Consider the following 20,526-nt stretch of genomic DNA (forward strand, 5'->3'; position numbering starts at 1 on the left):
TTCTTTCATATATATGTTAATCCATTTGCGTACTGACTTCAAGTACAAATGGCTTTCCCTACTTTAGTGAACATCGTTAATTATGTTATAGTGTGAGAAATAACTATGTTCTATTATGAATGAAATGAGAAGGAGGAACGACAGCCATGCAAATGCAGGATTATGACTTTATGTCGGACACGACGGAAGAGACAACGACGCGGTTTGTCACGTTCATCGCACCCAGCGTAAGACGTTTTGATCTGGCTATTACGACGACCGACCGGTTCTATGGCAAGAAGCTTGTCATCGACCTACAGAGCGGAATTACGGCTATTATCGGACCTGACGATCTGGCGAAGGAGGGTTATCTGGCCTCTGCCTTCAAGCTGAACGAAGAGGAAGCGCATGATCTTGCCGGATTTTTGTATCTTGTTGTAGGAGAAGTGAATTTTACTGAATAAACTGGGGAATGTATATACCGAAGCCATTACAGATTCAGGAGGGCGTTAGCTATTGGAAGATTCCTACGTCAATGAGAATCGTCAGAAGGAGACGGATGTTGCTTCGGTAGAGTCTCAGCGCAACGATCTGCTTCCAGAGGAATTCCCGGAGGGACCTTACGAGGCGGACTTGCTTAGCGAATCGCTCGGCAAGAGCTCCCCGTGGCGGATTGACCAACGACGAACAGGCCGCTTCGGCTATGAGAATGCAGCTCTGCATGAAGGATTGGATCGCGATTATCCCGGTGAAGACAACTACGGTACGGCAGTGCCGGAAGTGCAGGACGAACCGTGATGCTTCAGACTTAAGCGGAATAAGCCCCTGTCGCGACCTTGAAGGTCCCGACAGGGGCTTCGTTCGTTATTCATTATCCATCACAGCGAATGGCTTATACCGGATTAAGCTCCAGCTCATCTTCTTCATCGCGATTGAAGGAATCGCGATCGAATTCGCCCTCCGAATCCGCCACCAATAGTGCTGTCACTGTCGTACCCGTCGCATTCACGGCGGTACGGCCCATGTCGATAATCGCTTCCACCGCCACAACAAGTGCGATGCCCTCCAGCGGCAGACCGATCGCGGTCAATACGACCGTTGTCGATATGGATGCCGGTCCCGGCACTCCAGCCACGCCAATGGAAGAGATGACGCTGACCAGGACGATAAGTACATAATCCGTGAAGCTTAGCGATATGCCGAACACTTCCGCGACGAAGACGGAGACGACAGCCGGCCAGACGCCGCCGCAGCCGTTGAAGTTCATGGATGCGCCCAGCGGTGCCACGAAGCTTGCGATCTTCGGCGAGACGCGAAGCCGCTTGGTGATTACCTCCAGGTTAATTGGCAAGGTAGCGAAGCTGCTGCGCGTCGTGAAGGCAACGGCTACGGTCGGATAAGCTTTTCTGAAAAACTTGATAGGGTTCACCTTTGCAACGAACGATACCAAGCCGCCGAACACGAGAATGAAATGCAGAGCCAGCGCAACATAGCTGACAAGAATGAGCATCGCCAGTGGCTCCAGCGTTTCCCAGCCATACTTCGCCGCCATGACCGCAATTAACGCATACACGCCGTAAGGTGTGAAGCGAAGTACGAACTTGACAACCTGATGCATAATCTCCGTTGCGGATGCGACGAACGCCTTGACCGGCTCTACAGCGTCCGGCTTCTTGGAGCCTACCTTGACGATCGCAACAGCGATAAACAAGGCGAATATGAGAATTGGCACCACTTTGCCTTCAGCGGCATCTTTAAACGGATTGGACGGTATCTGATCCAGAATGACCTGGAAGAAGCTCGGTACTTCCCGGGCCACGAAGTCCGCCGATGGAGCTGCGTCCAGACCTGCACCTGGATTCATGGATACAGCCACGATCAAGCCGATTATCGCGGCTATGCCTGTCGTACCTAGGAACCAGCCGATTGTCTTCACGCTCAGCTTGCGCAGATAGCTCAGATTCGTAATGGAAATGATACTGTTGATGACGAGTACGAATACGAGCGGTATAACGAGCATGCGAATGAAGTTCACATAGATTTTGCCGATCGTGCTTACGCCTTCCGTCTCCAGTTGAAATCCGTTAAAGAGTAGTCCTGCGCCTAACCCGAGCCCCAGTGCGATTAATACCCTTGTGCCGAATCCGACCCGCTTCTTCGCGAGGACGTACAGCACCCCCAATATGACTGCGGAGACAAGCAAGGATATCCAGTTTGCTTCCAGTGCGTCGATCAAATTATTTTCCATTTCTCCTTCACCCTTTCTTCCTCTTTCATTAGCATGGCATATCTCTCTTCTATATCTATTGCGCATTCGGGTAGAGTAGAATGTGCCTCTGAATCCCGCCTCATAACCACAATACCCTATAGACTTACTTGGATATGAAACATAATAACAGCACAGCCAGCAGATCGTCAATCTTTTTTTCTGCATAACTGTGCCCCTCTTGCCGCACTAACTGCTATAAATCGTGAATCGACACCTCGCTTCTTACGAGAAACCGGGCATTGACACCCGCCTGGCCTATGCCCTTCGATATATAGAATTTCCCCAGTTCATGCCGATGCACCCCTTTATATATGCCGCGATCCGGCAAAGGTCCCTTGGGCTTCAATTTGAAGAAAAACGGGATGTTCAGCTGCTTGCCGTGGAAGTGCCCGGCCATCATGTAATGAAACGGCTCCCGCATCGTCAAAACGACATTGGGATCGTGTGTCATAACGATGACTGGCTTGCCGTTCATCCGGTTCACATCCCGGAAGGCTCGGGTCGGGCGGCTGTGTCCGGTGCTGCAATTGTCGATGCCGACCAACTGGAACCGGGGCAGCTGCACACTCTCATTGCGCAATACAGGAATGCCGTTCGCACGGAACAAGCCCACGATTCGCTTCACCCGGGGAAATTCATAATCATGGTTGCCCAGTACGGCGTATGCCGGTATGCCGCATGATGCAATCATACGCACGTAGAGCCCCAGTCTCGCGAAGTATTCATCCCGGTAAGTATAATCGCCGGTGAGCAGTATATAATCCGGCTTCGCATCATGAATAATTCGCTGGAGGGCGGATGGAGATACCCGGAGCATATCCACATGCAGGTCGCTAATTTGCAATATGCGCAGCCCTAGTCCTGTATCCATGCGCACATGCTCAACCTTCACCCATCGAGTCGGCAGGATCAGCAACAGATAGATCGCAGCCGCCAGCAGCAATGCGCCAATAAAAAAAAGCATGAGAGCCCTCCTTCCCTTCACGTTCAGAGCCCTCATACCAGTATAAACAATTACCGTCCGCAGCGCTATGCGGTCGCCTCGGCGCCCATCTCCGCTTGCTTCTTCAGCAGCTTCCCGAAGAGACTGGCATGATTGGCCGCCAACCTTGCGAACTCGCCCTCCTCCGCAATGCGTCCTTCCTCCATCACAATCACCTTGTCGGCATTGCGAATCGTGGACAAGCGATGGGCGACGACGATGATCGTCATATTGCCCTTCAGCTTGTCAATCGCCTCTTGAATGCGAAGCTCATTCTCGACGTCCAATGCGCTGGTCGCTTCGTCCAGCACCAGAATGGAAGGCTTCCGAATAACCGCTCTAGCCAGCACAAGGCGCTGCCGCTCGCCTCCGGACAGCCTTATGCCTCGGTCGCCGATGACCGTATCAAGTCCGTCTGGCAGCTTTCGAACATACTCGGCGCAGGAAGCGAACTCCAGCGCTTCCCATATCATGTCGTCCGTCGCCTCCCGCTTCAACATCGCCAGATTGTCTCGTATGGATGCGTTGAACAGGAACGGCTCCTGCGGCACATAGCTGATCGCTTGACGGTAGGCGAGCAGATTATGCCTCGCTATGACCGTTCCATCCACCTCGATACAGCCTTCATCCGGATGCATGATCCCCATAATAATGTCGATCAGCGTACTCTTGCCCGCTCCCGAAGCGCCTACGACCGCTGTCATGCCGTTAGCGGGGATATGAAGGCGAATGTCGCGAAGCGTGTAGTCCTCTCTCCCCTTATCGTATCGGAAGCTGATATCCCGGCACACAATGTCCCGCTTCAGCAACATCGGAGCTGCGTCTGCGGATTCGTCACGCAGCCGCTCTGCGGCATGCAAGCTCTCCTTCTGCATGTTGTACAGCGATTGACATGCGGGAATTTTCGCCGCCAGCTGTTCCAGATTGGATTGAATATCCGTGAATCTGGGCCAGAGTCTGGCGAAGATAATCGTAATAATAAGGAGCGCTATGCCTTGTGTCTGGAAGAACGCGAATCCGGCCAGAATGAAGACGGCGATAAGTCCGGCGGAGGACAGCTTGTACAGCAGCTGCGAATTCATCCGATTGCGGATGTAGGACATCTGCTCCTTGACCATCCCGTCCGTCAGATCGCTTAGCCAAGCCAGACGGGACTGCTCCAGCGTGTTGCTCTTAATATCTTTCATCCCGTTAATCTGATCGGATATGCCCGCCAGATATGCCTGGGCGTGCATCGACGTCTGATTGCCCAGTTGTTTGGCCCGCTTAATGAATCGTCCGGAGAATACGCCGAGCAGAAGCCCGCAGCCCAATACGAACAACGTGAGCAGAGGCGATATCCATACTGCGATGCAGATCTGAATGACAGTGAAGATAGTGGAGGATACAAGCTGCAGAGACAATTGAACGGCTCCGAGCACCCTGGCCAGCTCAATCGTCATCGTATTCACCAGATCCGTATTTCGCTTGCGCATGAAGAACAGCCACTCCGCCTCCAGCAACGACTTGTACGCTTCCAGCCGCAGCTTCTTCGAGAAGGTCTGCTGCAGTCGGATGTTATGAATCATCATCTTTCGATAGACGAGATTCTGAGCAAGCGTAGCCAGCAAATAGATGCCAATGACAATAAACAAAGCATGCAGGGTAGAATAGCCGTCCAGCAAGCCGGACAGCTTCTCCAACATGCCTTCCGCGGGACCCGCAGAGACGATTCCGATCAATCCGAGCAGCGGCACCAGCAATAACAAAGCCGCGCTTTCCAGCAGGCTGCTAAGCGCCATGCCGAATACATTCACGTACAATGCCGCTCCAGAGGAAGCATGCAGCTTACTTAAGTAATGCATAATGTACTTCATCCGCTTCACTCTCCAGACGCGCTTGCAAATGACTCAACAACTGTAAAATCCTTCATGACATCCGCACCGCTTATGTACAGCGGCCCGCTACGCAGCCAGGCATGCGCAATGAGACGTCCATCTTCATCTCTTGCCGTTCCCAGATAAAGCGTTCCCGGAATCCGTCGCCTCTGCAGCATTCTCATGCCTGCGATCGCCCTGACCAGACACTTGCTGTCCCACGGCGTGTAACGGCTCGTGATAGCAATAGCCGAGGTAATATGCTTAATGATGCGCACATGCTCCAGCGGAATCTCCTTATGCGTCTCCTGTCGTTTATATCCCAATGTTCCCGCCACCTTCGCGAACGGACGATATAGCTGCAGCTTGGCTGCGGCAAGCATCATATACGCTTCCGTGAACAGCAGCAAGGTGCGGAAATCAAGCTTGATCAGCGCTTGCAGCTTCCCCATCAACAAGGACGAGCCCCTCTTTCCTCATATGATCCAGGAAATCCAGCACTTGCTGCTCGCATTCGGTACGATCTACATCGTACTCTTCCAACAGGAGATCCACCACTTCAGCTACCGTAGCGAAGTTGCCAATCACTTCCCATATCCTTCCGCCTATACTGCCAAGATTGTAATAATTGCCGTTCTGGATGCTGAGCATGACCTTCTCCCCGCCCATGTCGCTCACAATGTTCTGATCGCATGCCTTCACGCGATCGGATAAGGATAACTTTTCTACGCTAATCATTTACACGACCTCCTTGCGAATAGTGTCAACCAATAGGGATGAAAGCTGCTGCGGGCTTGTTCCTTGCACAGGGCGCTGCAGTCGGTACACGCCAATTCGTCCCATAAGGGAAGCGAGCAAGCTGAAGTGCCAGTCCATCAAGCCCAGCCGCTTCAATAAAAACCCGCGAAATGTATGTTGAAGCAGCGTATGAAATCGTTCCAGTCCTGCAACTGGCGATATCGCTGCATCATTTTCCGTTTTGACAAGCTCGATCACACCGGCTAGCGGCAACGGCTTCAAGCAGAATCCGTCGGACAACGGCACGGCGAATTTGTTCTCCCGCTCGAACAGCGGCTTCAATCCGTCAGCGCTTCTGCCCAGCATATCCATCGTCTCTTGCCACAGCTTCTGCTGCGGATAAGCCGGCATTGCCTGCGGCATTCCATTCTCATCAAGCATGACGGCGATCAGATCGTCGCTAAGCAACGGATATCCTTGCTGAATGAGCATGGACGACAGCGTCGTCTTGCCTGCTCCCGAATGCCCTACAATGGCATATGCCTCTCCGCCAATCGCAACGGCGCTGCCGTGAAGCGGCAGTATCCGCTTCTGCATGAGCGTAATGCCCATGCAAGTTCCCAGCAGATAGAGCCTGATTTTATCGGTGTCCGCGCCTTGGAAGGGCGACACGAGAATACGCTTGCCGGCTTCCATGCCGAAGATTGCCGTATCCGGTATGCGTATGAGGACCATATCCTTCATCATGCCTACATACTGGCTGCTCCTGTCGGCAAGCTCCCATAATGGAAGCAGATTGTCGAAAGTGATCGTTACTGATCCATGCGCATGCGCGCTGCCTTCTTCCAGCAAGGGAAGCTCAGGCATAGGTATTTCACTTTGAATGCTTAATCCGAAGGAATAATACGGCCTTAATCCGTTGGATACAGTCATGGCTTCCACTCCAATGCTTGTTACGGATTTGGATAGGGGGAGCGCCCTTATAGACTGCTATAAGGGCGCCCGACTTCTAAGTATCGGTGAGAAGAAAGAAATGCGCGGCGATACTAGCTGTAGTTGACGACATCGTCTTCATGAGCGTCCGGGTCCGGTTGGAACTCGTCAGGCGTTCTGATACCAGGACCAGCCATTGTCATATGAACGTCAAGTACTTCCAACTGAGGTTGCTTCCACGCTTTCTTTGCTTGTGTATGCATAAGATCACCTCCTTTCATGCGTGATTGGCCAGAAATCTGTGAAAGATGTAGCTTCGCATCAGCAATCGGAATTCCGTACCGAATATATGATCCGGACGGGGATCGTGCCTGATCGCTTCTAACGAACGCTTAAGCTCGCTTGTGTTCACGTAAGGCGACATTCTAACGTCTTGAACGGCCTGCTCCAGCTTATCCATGACCTCCCGCCAGATCGGCAATATGCGATGCAGTCCGTCAGCCCCCTGAATCCCCCTGAACTTCTGATTCAGCCGGACATGATCTGGCAAGTAGTCAAGCGTGGATCTCCTGATCAGCGATCGACCATAGCCGTTCTGCACGAATTGATCCTGCGGGACGGACAAGCAGAAGCGGATAACCCGCAGATCGTTCGTTGCGTCGCGATCCCATAAGGAATGACGCAGTGATTGCTTGCAGCCGACCGATCCCGTCGTCGTCCAATAATACAGCTTCTCGAACTGCTTCCGGCGCACATCATAGACATTTTGCCCGGATTGTCCCCAGAAATCGTAGCCGTGCTGCTGAAGCCGTTCGTATACGTTCGTTCGCCGGGCGAATTCGGGATTGATCAGCTTCGGCATAGCTTGATCCTGCTTGCGGGACAACCACTTGTCGACCAATGGGAATGCCTTCTTCCCGATGGAGCGATAAAGCCTCGCCCTGTTCGCATTCATGTTCGCGCTGTACTGTCTGATCTCATGGGCCAGCCGCATCCATCGGAATTGGCGCAGCAATCGTGCCTGATAATCCAGCGCAGGCCCCCAGGAGATCGTCCAGTTGCCTCTGCTTCCGGACAGCAGCGTTCCGACGTTACTCGCTGCAGCTTGCTCATAGATGCCTTTCACCCAATAGGAATTCTCGTAGAACTTGTAGGGCGTCTCGATCATCTCCAGCATATCGTCCACTTCCGATAACGGATTCTTCTCGGCGAAGCTGAAGTACTGATCGTGAATATTACCCACATGCTGCACCGTTGCTTGAATATACTCTCTTTCGTTCGCTACCCGGCTCCGTGGCGTCCAGTCCTGAAATTCGTCAAGTGGCACATAACTGAATGTATGAAGCCTCTTCTCCTGCTCCCGCAGCTCCTTCGCCGCGAAGCTGACGACCGAACCGGAGTCCAGACCGCCGCTTAACTTGGCCCCGACTTCCTTATAGGTCCGCAGCTTGGAAGCTATCGCCGTCCTGAATACGTCGCGGAAGGCTTCCTCGTATTCTTCGTTGCCGCCCAGACGCAGCCTCTCATCGGACATGATCGTGCAGTATCGGTTGAAGCGCAGCTCTCCTTCTCTAAGTGTGAAGCTGTGCGCCGGCGGAATTTGTCCGATTCGCTCGTACACTGTCGCATGGACGTCCACGGCCTCCGTCGAGATGGGAATCGCCAGAAATTCCGATATCCATTGTTCATTCAATCTACGGTCCACTTCAGGAAGCGCCAGCAGAGGCTTGATCGCCGTGCAGAATGCGTAATAAGACGACGTCCGGGTGACATACAGCGTGCGGTTGCCGGAGAAGTCCCTTGCGCCGAACAGCGATGCCGCGCGGCTGTCCCAGATCATGAAGGCGAAGTCGCCGATCAAGTGCTCCGGCGCCTTCTCGCCCCACTTCTCGTAAGCCAGCATAATGAGCTTGCTGTCGCTCATCCCTTGTCGATCCATAGCGGGGACGGCGAGCTTCCCGAACAATTCCTCGCGGTTATCAATAATGGCATCCGCCGTTATGGCAAGCCCACTCTCGCGATCGTAAGCGGGCAGCAGCTCGCTTAGTGACTCCGGCGTAATCCATTGTCCGTGACAGCCTAGGAAGACGTCGTCTCCCTGCCACGTATGACGATAGTCGGCCCGGTATCGCTTCAGCTCTTCCATCATCGTATAACCGTGATCAAGCTCCCGAGTTGTCTGATTCAAGCTCAAAACAGCTGTAATGGCGCTCATGAAATCCTCCTGAGTGTTCGCGTTAATGAACATTTTTCGGCCGCTGCGCTTCATGGTGTAAACCCTTTGTAAATCAGGGCTCTTCCCGTTTAAGCAGCTGCACGGGCGTTCGTTTTATTCTATCTTTTCGTTCGATGTTGTTCTCAATAAAGAACTACGTCTTAATTTACCACCTCTCTACTCCGTTGTCAACCTATTACGGACCACTTTTCTGAATGAATTTTAATCTGCGGCAAATAGGCGGATGAATGGCGATAACGCTTCATTTTCACTTTCGTATTGTGGTAATATTCGTTATAATGAAGAAAATCCATGCATCCACGCATAAACGGAGGACTCAGCCATGATTGGACAACATATACAGGACTTGCGAAAACGAAGGGGGCTGTCGTTGACAGAATTGTCATTGCGAGCAGGCGTTGCGAAGTCGTACCTTAGTTCCATTGAAAGGGGGCTCCAAAAAAACCCATCCATTCAGTTTCTGGAGAAGATTGGGGAAGTATTGCATGTATCCGTAGAGGAGATCATTAATTTCGGGAACCCTGACCAAGCTGCCGCCCTGCTTGACAAAGAATGGGAGGAGCTGGTCAGGGAAGCTATGAATTCCGGCGTAAGCAAGGAGCAATTCAAAGACTTCCTGGAGTATAACAAATGGAAGCTTCATCAAGAACAAGAATAGCGCTGTATAACTTATACAGCGCTTTCCTCAAGCCGATTGCGCTTCTCTTCCGTCAGAATGGACAGCGCCTTTTGTACCTGGTCCTTGGTCAGTCCTTTCGTTCGCGCTAAGAGTATTAACTCCACCCATTCCTTATCCAACTGCTGCTGGTTGTCCGAATATATGGCAGTCATTACCTCTCGTCCCCCATTCCATTGGGGCGGTTGCACCACTGACTCCATGCGTTGTAAGGTGCCCAGATACTAAACGCACTTCCACGTCTCCCATTCGTATTTTTTTAACACCGCTTCCCCTATAATAGACCATCCCGCATAAATATGTTGTCGCTTTATGTCCACGAAATACCGGAAATCAATTCTAATTTTGTCGAAAATGATTCCTTATTCTCACACGGTCTTACACGCCGATAGAACTATAGCCTCTCTGCCAGCACGGCAGCTCGCTGCCGATAGCCGTCCGGATTCGCGGATTGCCAACGCCAGGAATCTGCGCACATATCATGGATGTCCCGCTCCGCCTTCCAGCCCAGCTCTCGTTCAGCCTTGCCCGCATTCGCGTAGCATTCGCCGCAATCTCCGCCTCTCCTGTCCGTAATAACGTAAGGAATCGCTCTGCCGGATGCTTTCCCGTAAGCCATAATCATCTCCAGCACGCTATAGCCTCGCCCCGTGCCCAAGTTATAGACCTCAAGCCCCTTCAGCTCTGTCAGCTTGTGCAGAGCCTTCAAGTGGCCGCCGGCAAGATCGACGACATGTATATAGTCTCTTACCCCTGTCCCATCCTTCGTATTGTAATCGTCACCGTATACGTATACTTCCTTCAGCTTGCCTACCGCGACTTGTGCGATATAGGGAACAAGGTTGTTCGGCAGCCCCTCCGGATCTTCGCCAATGCGTCCGCTCTTGTGTGCGCCTACCGGATTGAAGTATCGCAGCACGGCTATGCGCCACGCCGAATTCGCCGCAGCCATATCTCCCAGCATCTGTTCGATCATCAGCTTCGTGCGTCCATAGGGATTAATCGCACCCAGCGGAGCACTCTCCTTAATCGGCACCTCATCCGGCATGCCGTACACGGTAGCGGAAGAGCTGAATATGAGCCGATTCACGCCGTATTCATCCATGACCTCGCAGAGGGTAATGGTGCTGAACATGTTCTGATGATAATATTTAAGCGGCACCTGGACCGATTCCCCCACCGCCTTCAGCCCGGCGAAATGAATGACCGCTTCAATGGGATGTTCCTCGAATACGCGTCTCAGCCGCTGCTTATCCGTTAAATCCATAATAAAGATGGGAAAAGTCCTGCCGGTAATTTCTGCTATGCGCACAAGCGCCTCATAATGACTGTTGGATAAATTGTCCACGACTACGATATCGTGGCCCGCTTCCAGCAGCTCCACACAAGTATGGCTCCCAATATAACCCGCTCCGCCTGTAACCAAGATAGCCATCTATCCATCTCGCCTCCCAGTTGTTCTTTATACAGAACATCATAACATACAATTTCCAATTTGTCTTTTATAACGAACAATTTCACAAAATAAAAATACCTTCCAGCGTCATCCCTCTATACAGGCAGCAAAGATGCGGCCTTTAGCGCTATTTTGCGCCCCATACTTCTGTGATAAAGCTTGCGGCCGAGCTTATACAAATACCGGACATCGCAAACGCGAACGGCATCCAGATAGTCCGCTCCGAAGTGACGGATCACTCCTTCGTTGGAAAGCGCCTCCCGTATGCTCTCATGCTGACAATGGCGAATGATCTCCGCTCTCATCTCTTCCGCGGCAAGAGAGCTTCTCATCACATTGAGCAGACAGGTCTGCAGTAGATTGAACAACATGATACTGACGCCGTCCATCATTTGCTGACGATTGTCGCTGTAATACTCATCGATCACTTGCTTCTGGATGCGATAACCGCTTACGATGTCATGGAACAAGTATGGCATGTATCGTTCCGTGAATCCTCCTGTACGATAATAATACAGCGCTTCGGGAATAACGAGCACGGACTTCGCCTTCAGGAACATCTCCAGATTGTAATAGAGATCGTCGCCAAAAAAGTGAATATCGCGCAAGTAGCTTCCGCTGGAGAGCAGCATCTCGCGCTTGTACAGCTTGCCGAACAGATTAGGGGGGAATGGATGGCCTTGAAGGAAGGCCGGCACCAGGCTGGATCTGATCTCATCCTCCAGATATAGCTTGCGGCTGCGGAAGTAATCGCTCCTGTTCAATCTGTGCGGTCCTTTATAATGCAATGCACGGAAGTTATTGCTGACTGTAATATCACTGTCCGCATAGACAGCACTGGCATACAGCATCCGAATCATATGAGGGGAAATCCAGTCGTCCGCATCCACGAACATGACATAGGGCGATTGGGCGGCCTTCAACCCTTTATTTCTCGCCATAATGCTGCCCTCTCTATTCGTATGCAGCAGCGTAATGCGATCATCCATTTTTTTGAAATAATCGCACATGGCCGCGCTTTCGTCTGTCGATCCGTCATTTACGAGAATGACCTCGATATCCGCATAGCTGCTATCCACAATCGACTTTAAGCAGCAAATTAGCTTTTCGCCAGGATTATATATCGGTACAATCACACTTACCTGACTCATCATGCCACCCTCAAACTTTTAGTTTGTGATCTTCTATGTATTCACCCTTGATATGGCAAATACCAAGGGTGATCTGGACTTAACTTTCCAATTCGACGTTATTCAGAAGCTTGAGATAAGGATCTGAACCGGAAACCGTCGTAGCTTTAAGCACTGAAGAAGCTAACGTGAAAGAATTTTCTTTATTGAGCCAATATGCGTTTACTTTGGAGCGGTCCAAGTAACTATGCAGGACTACCGCTTTATTATCCGTATTCCCTTTCCCAATAGCTGCATCAAGGAAGGTGCTTCCGATAATCGAAGAATTGCCGTTAAGCTGGACACCTACGTTCACGAATTTACTGTTGCGAATATCAATTTGCCGAGTGTAATTCGCGCTGTCCAGACCGAGCTCCACGTCTTTGCCTCCGAACACCCCGGTTTTCATTCTCATAAATTCGCTGGAGCTGATACTGCTGCCTTCGAATCTTACAGCCCCTTCCATCAACGTCAGCCCTTCAATGACATTCGGCCTGCCTGCGTACTTGGCGGGAACCATGATCTGCATATCGTAGTTTTTCACTGTGATGTTCTTCATTACAATTCCCGAGGTCAATATATTGAAATTAGGCTGAAGGCTGCTGTCCGCTCTCCAATCCCGCTCCAATACGATATGATTCATGTAGCATCGGCCGTAATTATATCTGCTGACATTGAAGTTTCCTTCACCTGCATCATCAGGCATTACCGGTGGACCGCCAGGCGACTCCGACACTTGGAAGCTGTTCGAAGTGATATTGACGGTATAGTATAACTTATCCACACTTATTCCGCCGGGAAGTCGGCCTACCCATTGTTCGAACACAAGCTTGGCGCCGTTGCCCATCCCATGAGCGAAAGGCAAGGTGAATACGCCGGTTCCGACATTTACGGTTGGCGTTCCGAAGTAGCCGTAAGTGGAACCACCGGATAGTGAAGCGTCTTTCATCTTCACATTTTGCACAATCGCACCTTTCGTATTAGCCAGTTTCAACGTGCCTCCTTGGAACAAAGCCCCGTCGACTACGCTGTCGCCTTCGACGACAAGCAGACTCCCCAGGAAAGTGTTGTCGATGAACTTGACGGATTGCTGCGTAGAATGCGAGATGATGCCGCCGACATTCCAACCTTTGAACGTGTTCCCTTGCAACATTATATAATTGCCATCTGCATTGACGAAGTGTCCTCTTACATTGTTGTGAATATAATTGTCTTGAATGGCGATGCGATAATTCAACTCCAAGCCGTCCGGTTGATCCGGCGTCTGGTATGGGATATTGGATTCGCCGACCATAGATTCAATATCAATGCCGAACATAGGCGGCGTTCCATTACGGAAGTCTGTCGTTACCCCGTCATCATCGTAACCGATGTCGTGAATCTTGTTTCGCAGAATGTGAACATCGTTCGTCGAGCAGATCGAGATGCCTTGTCTTCGACAATGGTGAATCAGACAGTCGTTAATTTGCAAGTATCCACCCATCTGCTCCTGCGTGTATAGAGACGGATCGCTGTGATACTCCTCCCAATTCGTAAAAATTCCGTCGCCAGTACAGTTTGAAATGTCAACATTTTCAATCTGGATTCGATTGCCTCCGTAAATCCCTACGCCATGTCCGCCCTCATGCGTGTAATACATGTTGTCGACCTTCGCTTTAATAGATGCTATCTCTGCGTCCGTCAGCGGACTGGACAACTGAATGGCAAATACCATCTTATTGTTCAAGCTGATATCATCAAGGAACCAGCCTCTGCCCGTAGGAGCTCCGGGAGCAAATAAACCGTTCGTCCGATAGCCGGCTAGAGTGAAGCGTGAAACCCAGTCGCGATATTGATAGAAATGGTAGCCGGAAGCGTCCACACCATCAATCTCCCATAACCGGAAATGTGATAACAGGCCCGGATTGGCGTAACGATCAATGACTTCGCTACGAATCCAGTTTGGATTGTTATTCAATGAGCCGTCGGGGTTAACGCCTCCTCTCATGAAAGCTACTCTCATTTCATATTGATGCGCTTTCTTATCGCCGATAATTTTCCCTCCGGAAAGCTTAACATTGTGAACGCCCTTCATATAGATCATATTGTAGTTGGGTGACGTATTGCCTTGAAGGCGTATTTCCGTATCGGGCGACAGCTGAAAGTGCATTCCGCTTTGCATGACAATTCCGGCAGATTTGCTAATATCGCTTGTATCCAGATCAATTAAATACGTGCCTCCCGGCAGTACAATATGATTGTATCCTTGCGCTTTTGCCCACAGCAGGGCGTTGTTGATTCCCAATCTTGTCGCTTGCGGCGCAGTACCGTCATTTTTAATTCCGAATTTATTGAGATCGATTACATATGTGGCATGCTGATCCAAAAAGGGGAGTGGCATATGTTTCACCTCCATTTTTCTATCAGTTTATGTAGCTTGTCTTGCGGTGGTTACTTATTTCCGCTGAATACCCCTCCCCGCATTTTAAGATTGGTCGGAGACTACGTTTTTTCTTGAAGCGGATTTGAGAGATACCAGCTTGCCTAACATCGTTTTTGAAATATTAAGCAAGTACTTGAACTCTTCAGATCGATAAAACACACAAATAAATATCAAATTAATACAAACCGCTGCTACTACCGCTTGGACGATGAGCCAAAGAAAACTGTCATCTGGCAGAGCTAACAAATGCAATGCCATATTGACTAAAAACGTAGTAAGGAGCGCTACCCCCGTATAATAGCCGTATTTTGCATAGTAAATCAGCAATGTTCTTTGAAAAACATTCTTGTACACGAGATAGGGGGTTAACCAGAATGGTACGAGCAAAGAACTGATAAGTGTTCCAAGAAAAATACCCGCTATGCCCATTGTATGAACAAAAACAATGGAAATTGTTAAATTGATAGCAGCTTGAATAACAGGAGCAAATCGGTCTTCGTGAAAAATTCCCGAAGTAGTTTTAATTGTCGTAATTGTGTTGCGCATGCCCCTCTCATAAAAAGTGATCACAAGCAGTAATAATACCCACTGGTCCATCACAAATTGATTACCAATCCATACCTTAATTAGCGGCTCTACAAATAGATACAGCATTATCGCAAGGAAAGCATAAAGTAAAAAATTAACCAACATCGATACTTGAAAAATACTATACACTTTTTCCCTTGATTCTTGGGCAACCAAATTCCCTATACTGTGATACAGGTTGGAAAAAATCTGATTGGCAAAATTTCTGCATAATTCGATGAGTAATTTGTAATTTGAATATAATCCTACTGCGACAACACTAATAAATGATGAAATAAGCACACTGTCAACGCCAAAAATAAAATAGTTCCCAATATTTTGTAGAAGGATTGCTTTCATGTTTTTTTTAAACTGTGCCTTCGTAGCATCATCCAGCTTGTAATTCGTCCCTTCTTTTAAAAAGGGATATTTGCGATCAACCAATAGGGCAAGGATATATGACGTAGCCAAAGAAATAGCGGCTTCTGCTATCAAGTATAGTAAGTAGTTTTCCGTATAATGCAGTATTGCGAGTCTGATTCCTGTTGATAATACAGCTGAAATCGTAAACCCCAGTGTAATCATATAGTTCTTTTGGTTGACATTCAGAAAGGAATGCTTATAGACAAACAGGTAAGGGAGGGCAGTATGCATTAGAAAAATCGAATAGATCATGTGTAAATGGTCTACACTGGTGTCCTTTACAAACAGATGAAGAAAGGGCATTAGCGCCAAGCCTACGAGTAGAATCACGCCAGCAATAATCCAATATGCTTTCCTGTACAAATTCATCAATGCGATGATTCGCGGTCGGTCATCTTGTGCAACGGGTTTATACAAGCTGTAAATAATGCTGGAGCCAATACCCGATTCAGCTATTGCCAGCATAGCTAGAATACTTGTAAACAAGGCATTAATCCCAAGATATTCAATTCCGAGACTATGGATGAATACAGTTCGTGTCAGGAAACTAAGTCCGGCTATAACAATCTGATTTCCCAATCCTGCAGTAATATTGAGCAACGAACTCTTTACTCTCATGGTTAACTCCTATCTAACAAAACCTGATTTACCTAACAGCTCCTTCATCATCGCTTCACGCTTTTGAGCTGATATTCGCCCCCGCAACGTATAGGACTCGTCATAACATTTACTGCTAACCATTAATTGTTGAAGTTTACTCTTCTGTTCAGTTACGCTTCTGATAGGGATGGCCGGTACTCCGCTTACCACCATACCTGGCTCCACCGTTTTGGTCACAACACTCCCTGCGGCGACGATGGCTCCCTTGCCGATTGTTACTCCAGGCATGATGATTGCTCGAGCGCCTATAAAGACATCATCCTCAATAATGACGGTACCTATTCTTGTGTAGCCGATCAAGCTCTTGCTGCTTGTATCGTGCGTAAGAATATAAGCTTCCGGGGCAATTGTAACGCGATTCCCTATTTCAATTAACCAGCAATGGGAATAATCGAATACAACTCCCGGCTGAATGGAGCAGTCTCTACCGATCTTCATGCCTAGCTTAATGTAATCCTCCAGCCAAATTTCTTCCAGCAACACTTTTCTTGCACGGGCGCGAATAAAATGAAAAATACGTTTCATTTCTACACCGCCTTTTTCGAATGCTTGATTGCTTCCATCCTATCTTCCATGCATAAGCGAATAGCAAAGCCTTGCGTAAACGGAAGAATGGAGAAGTGTGTGGAATAGACGCCGATATCCTTCGTGTCTCCCTGTGAGAAATCGATCGCTCCGTTGCGCCGGGTTACTCCCATAAGATAGACGGAAGCGCGCTCCGCTCCCGCTACGCAAGCTTCAGCAATGTCCCCGATACGACCGGCTTGCGTCAAGAACCAGCCCAATATCGCCGTCGCGGAGGAGTCTGGCCGCGACTCCGCTCTGTTTACCGACCAATTCCAGCACCCGGAAGGCTGCTGGAAGCGCAATACTGCTTGGGCGAACTGAGTCATCATAGCCTCCAGCCGTTTCTTCTCTTCCATATGGTCGGGCAGTTCATTCCATGCGTCGGCAAGGCCGATTGCGAACCAGCCAAGCCCGCGCCCCCATCCGTACAGTCCTGCCGGCATGCCATCCTCCAGATGATAAGCATGGCTCGGGATGTATTGTTTATCCAGCATGCCGAACTTCTCATAATGCTCCAACTGCTTCAACGCCAGCTGTATGCATTCTGAGTGCTTGAACTGAACACCGTATGCAACTAGGAACGGGCAGATGAATCCGATTGTATCCACGTAACGATAGTCTTTCATCGCTTTGCGATATTGTACAGTTCCATCCGTACCTATGTGATCGCGGATGAGGTGCCATACCTCATCGAGTGCCGGCTTGCAGCGATAAGCGTAGCTCTTGCCCAGCTTCAATATGGCATATGCCAGAATACCAGCGTCCACCTGCTTGGGAGACTCCCTCCACTGCCCTTCTTCCGTGAACTTGTCGCTTACATATTGCTCGATCACCGCTTTATGTCCCCTGCCGTACCCGCTGCCAGCCGAACTGGCAAGCCCGAGCAGCAGCGCGGCTTCCTGCCAATGCTGAATTGTTCGGCTCGCATACTGCCCGCGCAGCATATCCATGACGATAAGTCTGGTATGATCCGTCTTCCGGATTGTCGGTGTCCGCTTAAGCCATTTGGCGCCCACCTCCGTAATCATCTTCTGCCACTGCTCGCGAGTGCTGTAACGGCCAATCCGAATCCGTCCCAGCCAATCCTTCGCCAATGGAATCCAATCGATTATGACAACAACTGCTGCGAGCAGGACGATGATATAAAGAATAAAATGCAGCATGCGCTTCTTCCCCTTCTTCCTATCTATTACTTTCTATCTCTAAGAGATCAGCTCATATAACTTCTCCACTTCCGATTCCGTCCCCAACTCTTCCTGCTGCAGCTCTTTCGTGAACGATTGCTGCAACGTCTCGTTCAGCAGCAATTCCTTGATTCCGCTAGCGAGAGCTTCTTCACTCATTTCTACGATGACTCCATTCTTCATCGAAGCAATACTATCCGCGGCAGTCGAGAAGTTGGTCACGACTATTGGCTTGCCAAGTATTTTGGCTTCATCGACTGCAACAGGCTTGCCTTCGAATCGTGATGGCTGTACATAGATGTCCGCCATGCGGATAAGCGGGTACGGGTTCTCCTGAAGCCCTAACAATACGAATCTCTCCTGCAATCCATACTGGGATATCATGGCTTCAAGCCGCTCGCGTTCTTGCCCTTCTCCGATAATGTACCAGCGAACGTCGCAACCGCTATCGACAAGCCGTCTGCAAGCTGCAATAGCAAGATCGAATCCTTTCTGGGGATGCAATCTGCCTGTCGAGACAATCTTCCAGCCCTGCACATCCGGCAGAGCAGGCGTCGGCCGCAGGGACATCATCCTGACCGTAGATGGCGATATAATATTGTGCATCACTTTGACTTTATCGGCATATTGGGGGAACAAGCGCTCCAGCACCTCGCCGCATGCTGAGGATACCGTGATCAGGTAGTCCAGCTTTCCGAAATGCCCTTGATCCAGTGAAGGGTCCATGCCCAGCTTTTCATAATCGTTATGGATAAAGCCGAGCTTCTTCGTCGCGGATACTTTCTCAATGCCGAAGTAGACCGGGTTTTTCTCCAAATAACCGATGACGGCATCATAATGCTTTTGAAGCTTCGGCAATGCGTGCGAAATATACTTCCACGCTCTCTGCTCACGTCTCGCCGCATTCCTTTCTTGCTTGAACACAAGTCCAGCTTGCAATCGGGAAATGGCCGTTGCCACTTTCCCCTTGGCCATGCATGCTTTCAATGCGTCCATTAAGGGCATATCGAAGTAACTATAGCCATCGGGGGCTCCAAGCACGTTAACCTGCTGAGGCAGCTGATGTAGAAACATGCCCTCTTGCTTGAACAGAAGCAGATCCACCTCATACCTTGTATAATCTATCGTTTGGAGCAAGGAGATCAGCGCCTTCTCGGCTCCGCCGCAATGCAGATGACTCATAACGAACAGGAGTCTCTTCATGGCATTTCTCCTCCTTGCACTAATGTATAGAACTTATTAACTTCCTGCTCCGTGCCTAGCTCTAGCGAAGCCAATTGCCGCTTGAAGCGCTGTCTTAGACCGGGATCATCGATCAGCTTCGCAATCGAGTCGGCGACGGATTCCGGGCTCATCTCCGCTATAAGCCCCTCCTCGTTGCGTCGCAATTGATCGTTAGCCGTACTGAACGCTGTAATGACAATTGGCTTATGCAGTATTTTCGCTTCGTCGATGGCAATGGACTTGCCCTCGAACCGGGAAGGCTGCACATAGATATCGGCTTGTTCCAGATAAGGATAGGGATTGCTCCTGACACCCAGAAGCTTGAACCGCCTGCTTAGTCCATACTCTTCTATTTTATGTTGCAGAGCTTCACGTTCATCGCCCTCGCCGATAATATGCCACTTCACCTTATATCCCCGCTCCATCAACAGCCGGAATGCATCCACTGCGAGCAGAAAGCCCTTCTCGGGCTGTAATCTGCCTATGGAAAGAATCACTGTCTCGCCATCCTGTCGTTCGAATAAATCCTCGTCCTCTGCTCTCGCCATTGCCCGAATCATGCTCGGCGATACCATATTGTAAATGACCGTCACCTTGTGCGCTTCCTCAGGAAACCGATTGCACAGCACCTTCGCACATTCATCCGATACCGTTACAATGTGATTCAACGCACGGAAGTATGTCTGATCGAATTGGGCATCCATACCAAGCTGATCATAGTCGGAATGAATCCAGCCAATCTTCTTCTTCGCCTTCACCTTATCGACACAGAAGTATATGGAGGACTTCTCCAAATAGCCGATTGCGACGTCGTATTCCTCCTTCAGCTTGCGTAATGAAGGAGATACATACTTCCAGCCCGCCTGCTCCTTGACACTGACATTCCCCCCCGCTCTGTTGTTCAGGCTGAACAACATCCGGTTCAATGCCAGCGACAGCTCGCCTTGCTTCAGATGGCCCGCGACAGACCGGCCAATTGGCTGCGAAAACCGCAGATACCCTTCCGACAGCGGCAGCAAATTTACTTCTTCCGGCAGCAGCTCCAAGAAGATCCCTTCATGGTTCATTAAATGGAGGTCCACCTCATACTGCTCGTAATCCATGTAGCTCAGCAGATTGATAAGGCTGCGCTCTCCGCCTCCCGCAGCCAGGCTGGGCATGATAAATAGCAGCTTCTTCTTCATG

20 protein-coding genes and 1 riboswitch are annotated in these 20,526 nt (G+C 50.0%); of the genes, 3 read left to right on the forward strand and 17 right to left on the reverse strand.

What is annotated here, in order from left to right; genetic code table 11:
- Nucleotides 1-146 precede the first annotated feature (146 nt).
- Nucleotides 147-443 carry a DUF3055 domain-containing protein gene (locus M6D81_RS16270; RefSeq protein ID WP_262677974.1) on the forward strand — a complete coding sequence of 99 codons (297 nt, stop codon included), beginning with the start codon at nucleotides 147-149 and terminating at the stop codon, nucleotides 441-443.
- Between the two features lie 52 nt (nucleotides 444-495).
- Nucleotides 496-777, forward strand: coding sequence for a hypothetical protein (locus M6D81_RS16275; protein ID WP_262677975.1), 282 nt, complete (start codon nucleotides 496-498; stop codon nucleotides 775-777).
- Nucleotides 778-871: 94 nt separating this feature from the next.
- Here M6D81_RS16275 and M6D81_RS16280 read toward each other — a convergent pair whose 3' ends face one another.
- The 8 genes from M6D81_RS16280 to M6D81_RS16315 all read right to left on the reverse strand — a co-directional run bounded on the left by M6D81_RS16280 (nucleotide 872) and on the right by M6D81_RS16315 (nucleotide 8,972).
- Nucleotides 872-2,227, reverse strand: a complete 1,356-nt coding sequence (locus M6D81_RS16280) for a dicarboxylate/amino acid:cation symporter (RefSeq protein ID WP_262677976.1) — start codon at nucleotides 2,225-2,227, stop codon at nucleotides 872-874.
- A gap of 214 nt (nucleotides 2,228-2,441) precedes the next feature.
- The gene (locus tag M6D81_RS16285) at nucleotides 2,442-3,212 is read right to left on the reverse strand and encodes a metallophosphoesterase (RefSeq protein WP_262677977.1); all 771 of its coding nucleotides are present in this window, start codon (nucleotides 3,210-3,212) and stop codon (nucleotides 2,442-2,444) included.
- Nucleotides 3,213-3,277: 65 nt separating this feature from the next.
- The gene (locus M6D81_RS16290; protein ID WP_262677978.1) at nucleotides 3,278-5,086 is read right to left on the reverse strand and encodes an ABC transporter ATP-binding protein; all 1,809 of its coding nucleotides are present in this window, start codon (nucleotides 5,084-5,086) and stop codon (nucleotides 3,278-3,280) included.
- Between the two features lie 5 nt (nucleotides 5,087-5,091).
- Nucleotides 5,092-5,538, reverse strand: a complete 447-nt coding sequence (locus M6D81_RS16295) for a lasso peptide biosynthesis B2 protein (protein WP_262678071.1) — start codon at nucleotides 5,536-5,538, stop codon at nucleotides 5,092-5,094.
- Nucleotides 5,507-5,824 (reverse strand): lasso peptide biosynthesis PqqD family chaperone, encoded by a 318-nt coding sequence (locus tag M6D81_RS16300; protein WP_262677979.1) that lies wholly within the window; start codon nucleotides 5,822-5,824, stop codon nucleotides 5,507-5,509. The genes M6D81_RS16295 and M6D81_RS16300 overlap by 32 nt, the downstream gene beginning before the upstream one ends.
- Nucleotides 5,825-6,757, reverse strand: a complete 933-nt coding sequence (locus tag M6D81_RS16305) for a phosphoenolpyruvate carboxykinase (ATP) (protein ID WP_262677980.1) — start codon at nucleotides 6,755-6,757, stop codon at nucleotides 5,825-5,827. It lies immediately after the preceding gene.
- Between the two features lie 113 nt (nucleotides 6,758-6,870).
- Entirely contained in the window at nucleotides 6,871-7,020 is a 150-nt protein-coding gene (locus tag M6D81_RS16310; RefSeq protein ID WP_262677981.1) for a paeninodin family lasso peptide, read from the reverse strand.
- A gap of 14 nt (nucleotides 7,021-7,034) precedes the next feature.
- Nucleotides 7,035-8,972, reverse strand: a complete 1,938-nt coding sequence (locus tag M6D81_RS16315) for an asparagine synthase-related protein (protein ID WP_262677982.1) — start codon at nucleotides 8,970-8,972, stop codon at nucleotides 7,035-7,037.
- Between the two features lie 343 nt (nucleotides 8,973-9,315).
- On the opposite strand from M6D81_RS16315, the gene M6D81_RS16320 reads away from it, so the two are divergent.
- Nucleotides 9,316-9,651 carry a helix-turn-helix domain-containing protein gene (locus tag M6D81_RS16320; protein WP_262677983.1) on the forward strand — a complete coding sequence of 112 codons (336 nt, stop codon included), beginning with the start codon at nucleotides 9,316-9,318 and terminating at the stop codon, nucleotides 9,649-9,651.
- 11 nt (nucleotides 9,652-9,662) lie between these two features.
- On the opposite strand, the gene M6D81_RS16325 is transcribed toward M6D81_RS16320, so the two are convergent.
- From M6D81_RS16325 to M6D81_RS16365, 9 genes are all read right to left on the reverse strand, one after another.
- Nucleotides 9,663-9,824 carry an anti-repressor SinI family protein gene (locus M6D81_RS16325; protein WP_262677984.1) on the reverse strand — a complete coding sequence of 54 codons (162 nt, stop codon included), beginning with the start codon at nucleotides 9,822-9,824 and terminating at the stop codon, nucleotides 9,663-9,665.
- 15 nt (nucleotides 9,825-9,839) lie between these two features.
- Nucleotides 9,840-9,924, reverse strand: a riboswitch (cyclic di-GMP riboswitch).
- A gap of 139 nt (nucleotides 9,925-10,063) precedes the next feature.
- Nucleotides 10,064-11,104, reverse strand: a complete 1,041-nt coding sequence (gene galE, locus M6D81_RS16330; RefSeq protein ID WP_262677985.1) for a UDP-glucose 4-epimerase GalE — start codon at nucleotides 11,102-11,104, stop codon at nucleotides 10,064-10,066.
- Between the two features lie 116 nt (nucleotides 11,105-11,220).
- A complete protein-coding gene (locus tag M6D81_RS16335; protein WP_262677986.1) occupies nucleotides 11,221-12,261 on the reverse strand; it encodes a glycosyltransferase family 2 protein in 1,041 nt (346 codons plus the stop codon).
- Nucleotides 12,262-12,355: 94 nt separating this feature from the next.
- The gene (locus M6D81_RS16340; protein WP_262677987.1) at nucleotides 12,356-14,674 is read right to left on the reverse strand and encodes a right-handed parallel beta-helix repeat-containing protein; all 2,319 of its coding nucleotides are present in this window, start codon (nucleotides 14,672-14,674) and stop codon (nucleotides 12,356-12,358) included.
- Between the two features lie 84 nt (nucleotides 14,675-14,758).
- Nucleotides 14,759-16,324: a lipopolysaccharide biosynthesis protein gene (locus M6D81_RS16345; RefSeq protein WP_262677988.1), complete on the reverse strand. Its 1,566-nt coding sequence runs from the start codon at nucleotides 16,322-16,324 to the stop codon at nucleotides 14,759-14,761.
- Between the two features lie 9 nt (nucleotides 16,325-16,333).
- Nucleotides 16,334-16,891 (reverse strand): acyltransferase, encoded by a 558-nt coding sequence (locus M6D81_RS31710; RefSeq protein ID WP_317259133.1) that lies wholly within the window; start codon nucleotides 16,889-16,891, stop codon nucleotides 16,334-16,336.
- Between the two features lie 2 nt (nucleotides 16,892-16,893).
- Nucleotides 16,894-18,096, reverse strand: a complete 1,203-nt coding sequence (locus tag M6D81_RS16355; RefSeq protein ID WP_262677989.1) for a glycoside hydrolase family 88 protein — start codon at nucleotides 18,094-18,096, stop codon at nucleotides 16,894-16,896.
- A 39-nt stretch (nucleotides 18,097-18,135) separates the two neighbouring features.
- Complete coding sequence (locus M6D81_RS16360) at nucleotides 18,136-19,320, reverse strand: glycosyltransferase (protein WP_262677990.1); 1,185 nt, start codon at nucleotides 19,318-19,320, stop codon at nucleotides 18,136-18,138.
- Complete coding sequence (locus M6D81_RS16365; RefSeq protein WP_262677991.1) at nucleotides 19,317-20,525, reverse strand: glycosyltransferase; 1,209 nt, start codon at nucleotides 20,523-20,525, stop codon at nucleotides 19,317-19,319. Before M6D81_RS16365 ends, M6D81_RS16360 begins: the two co-directional genes overlap by 4 nt.
- Nucleotide 20,526 lies beyond the last annotated feature (1 nt).

This window comes from Paenibacillus sp. J5C2022 (assembly GCF_025567625.1).
Taxonomy (GTDB): Bacteria; Bacillota; Bacilli; order Paenibacillales; family Paenibacillaceae; genus Pristimantibacillus.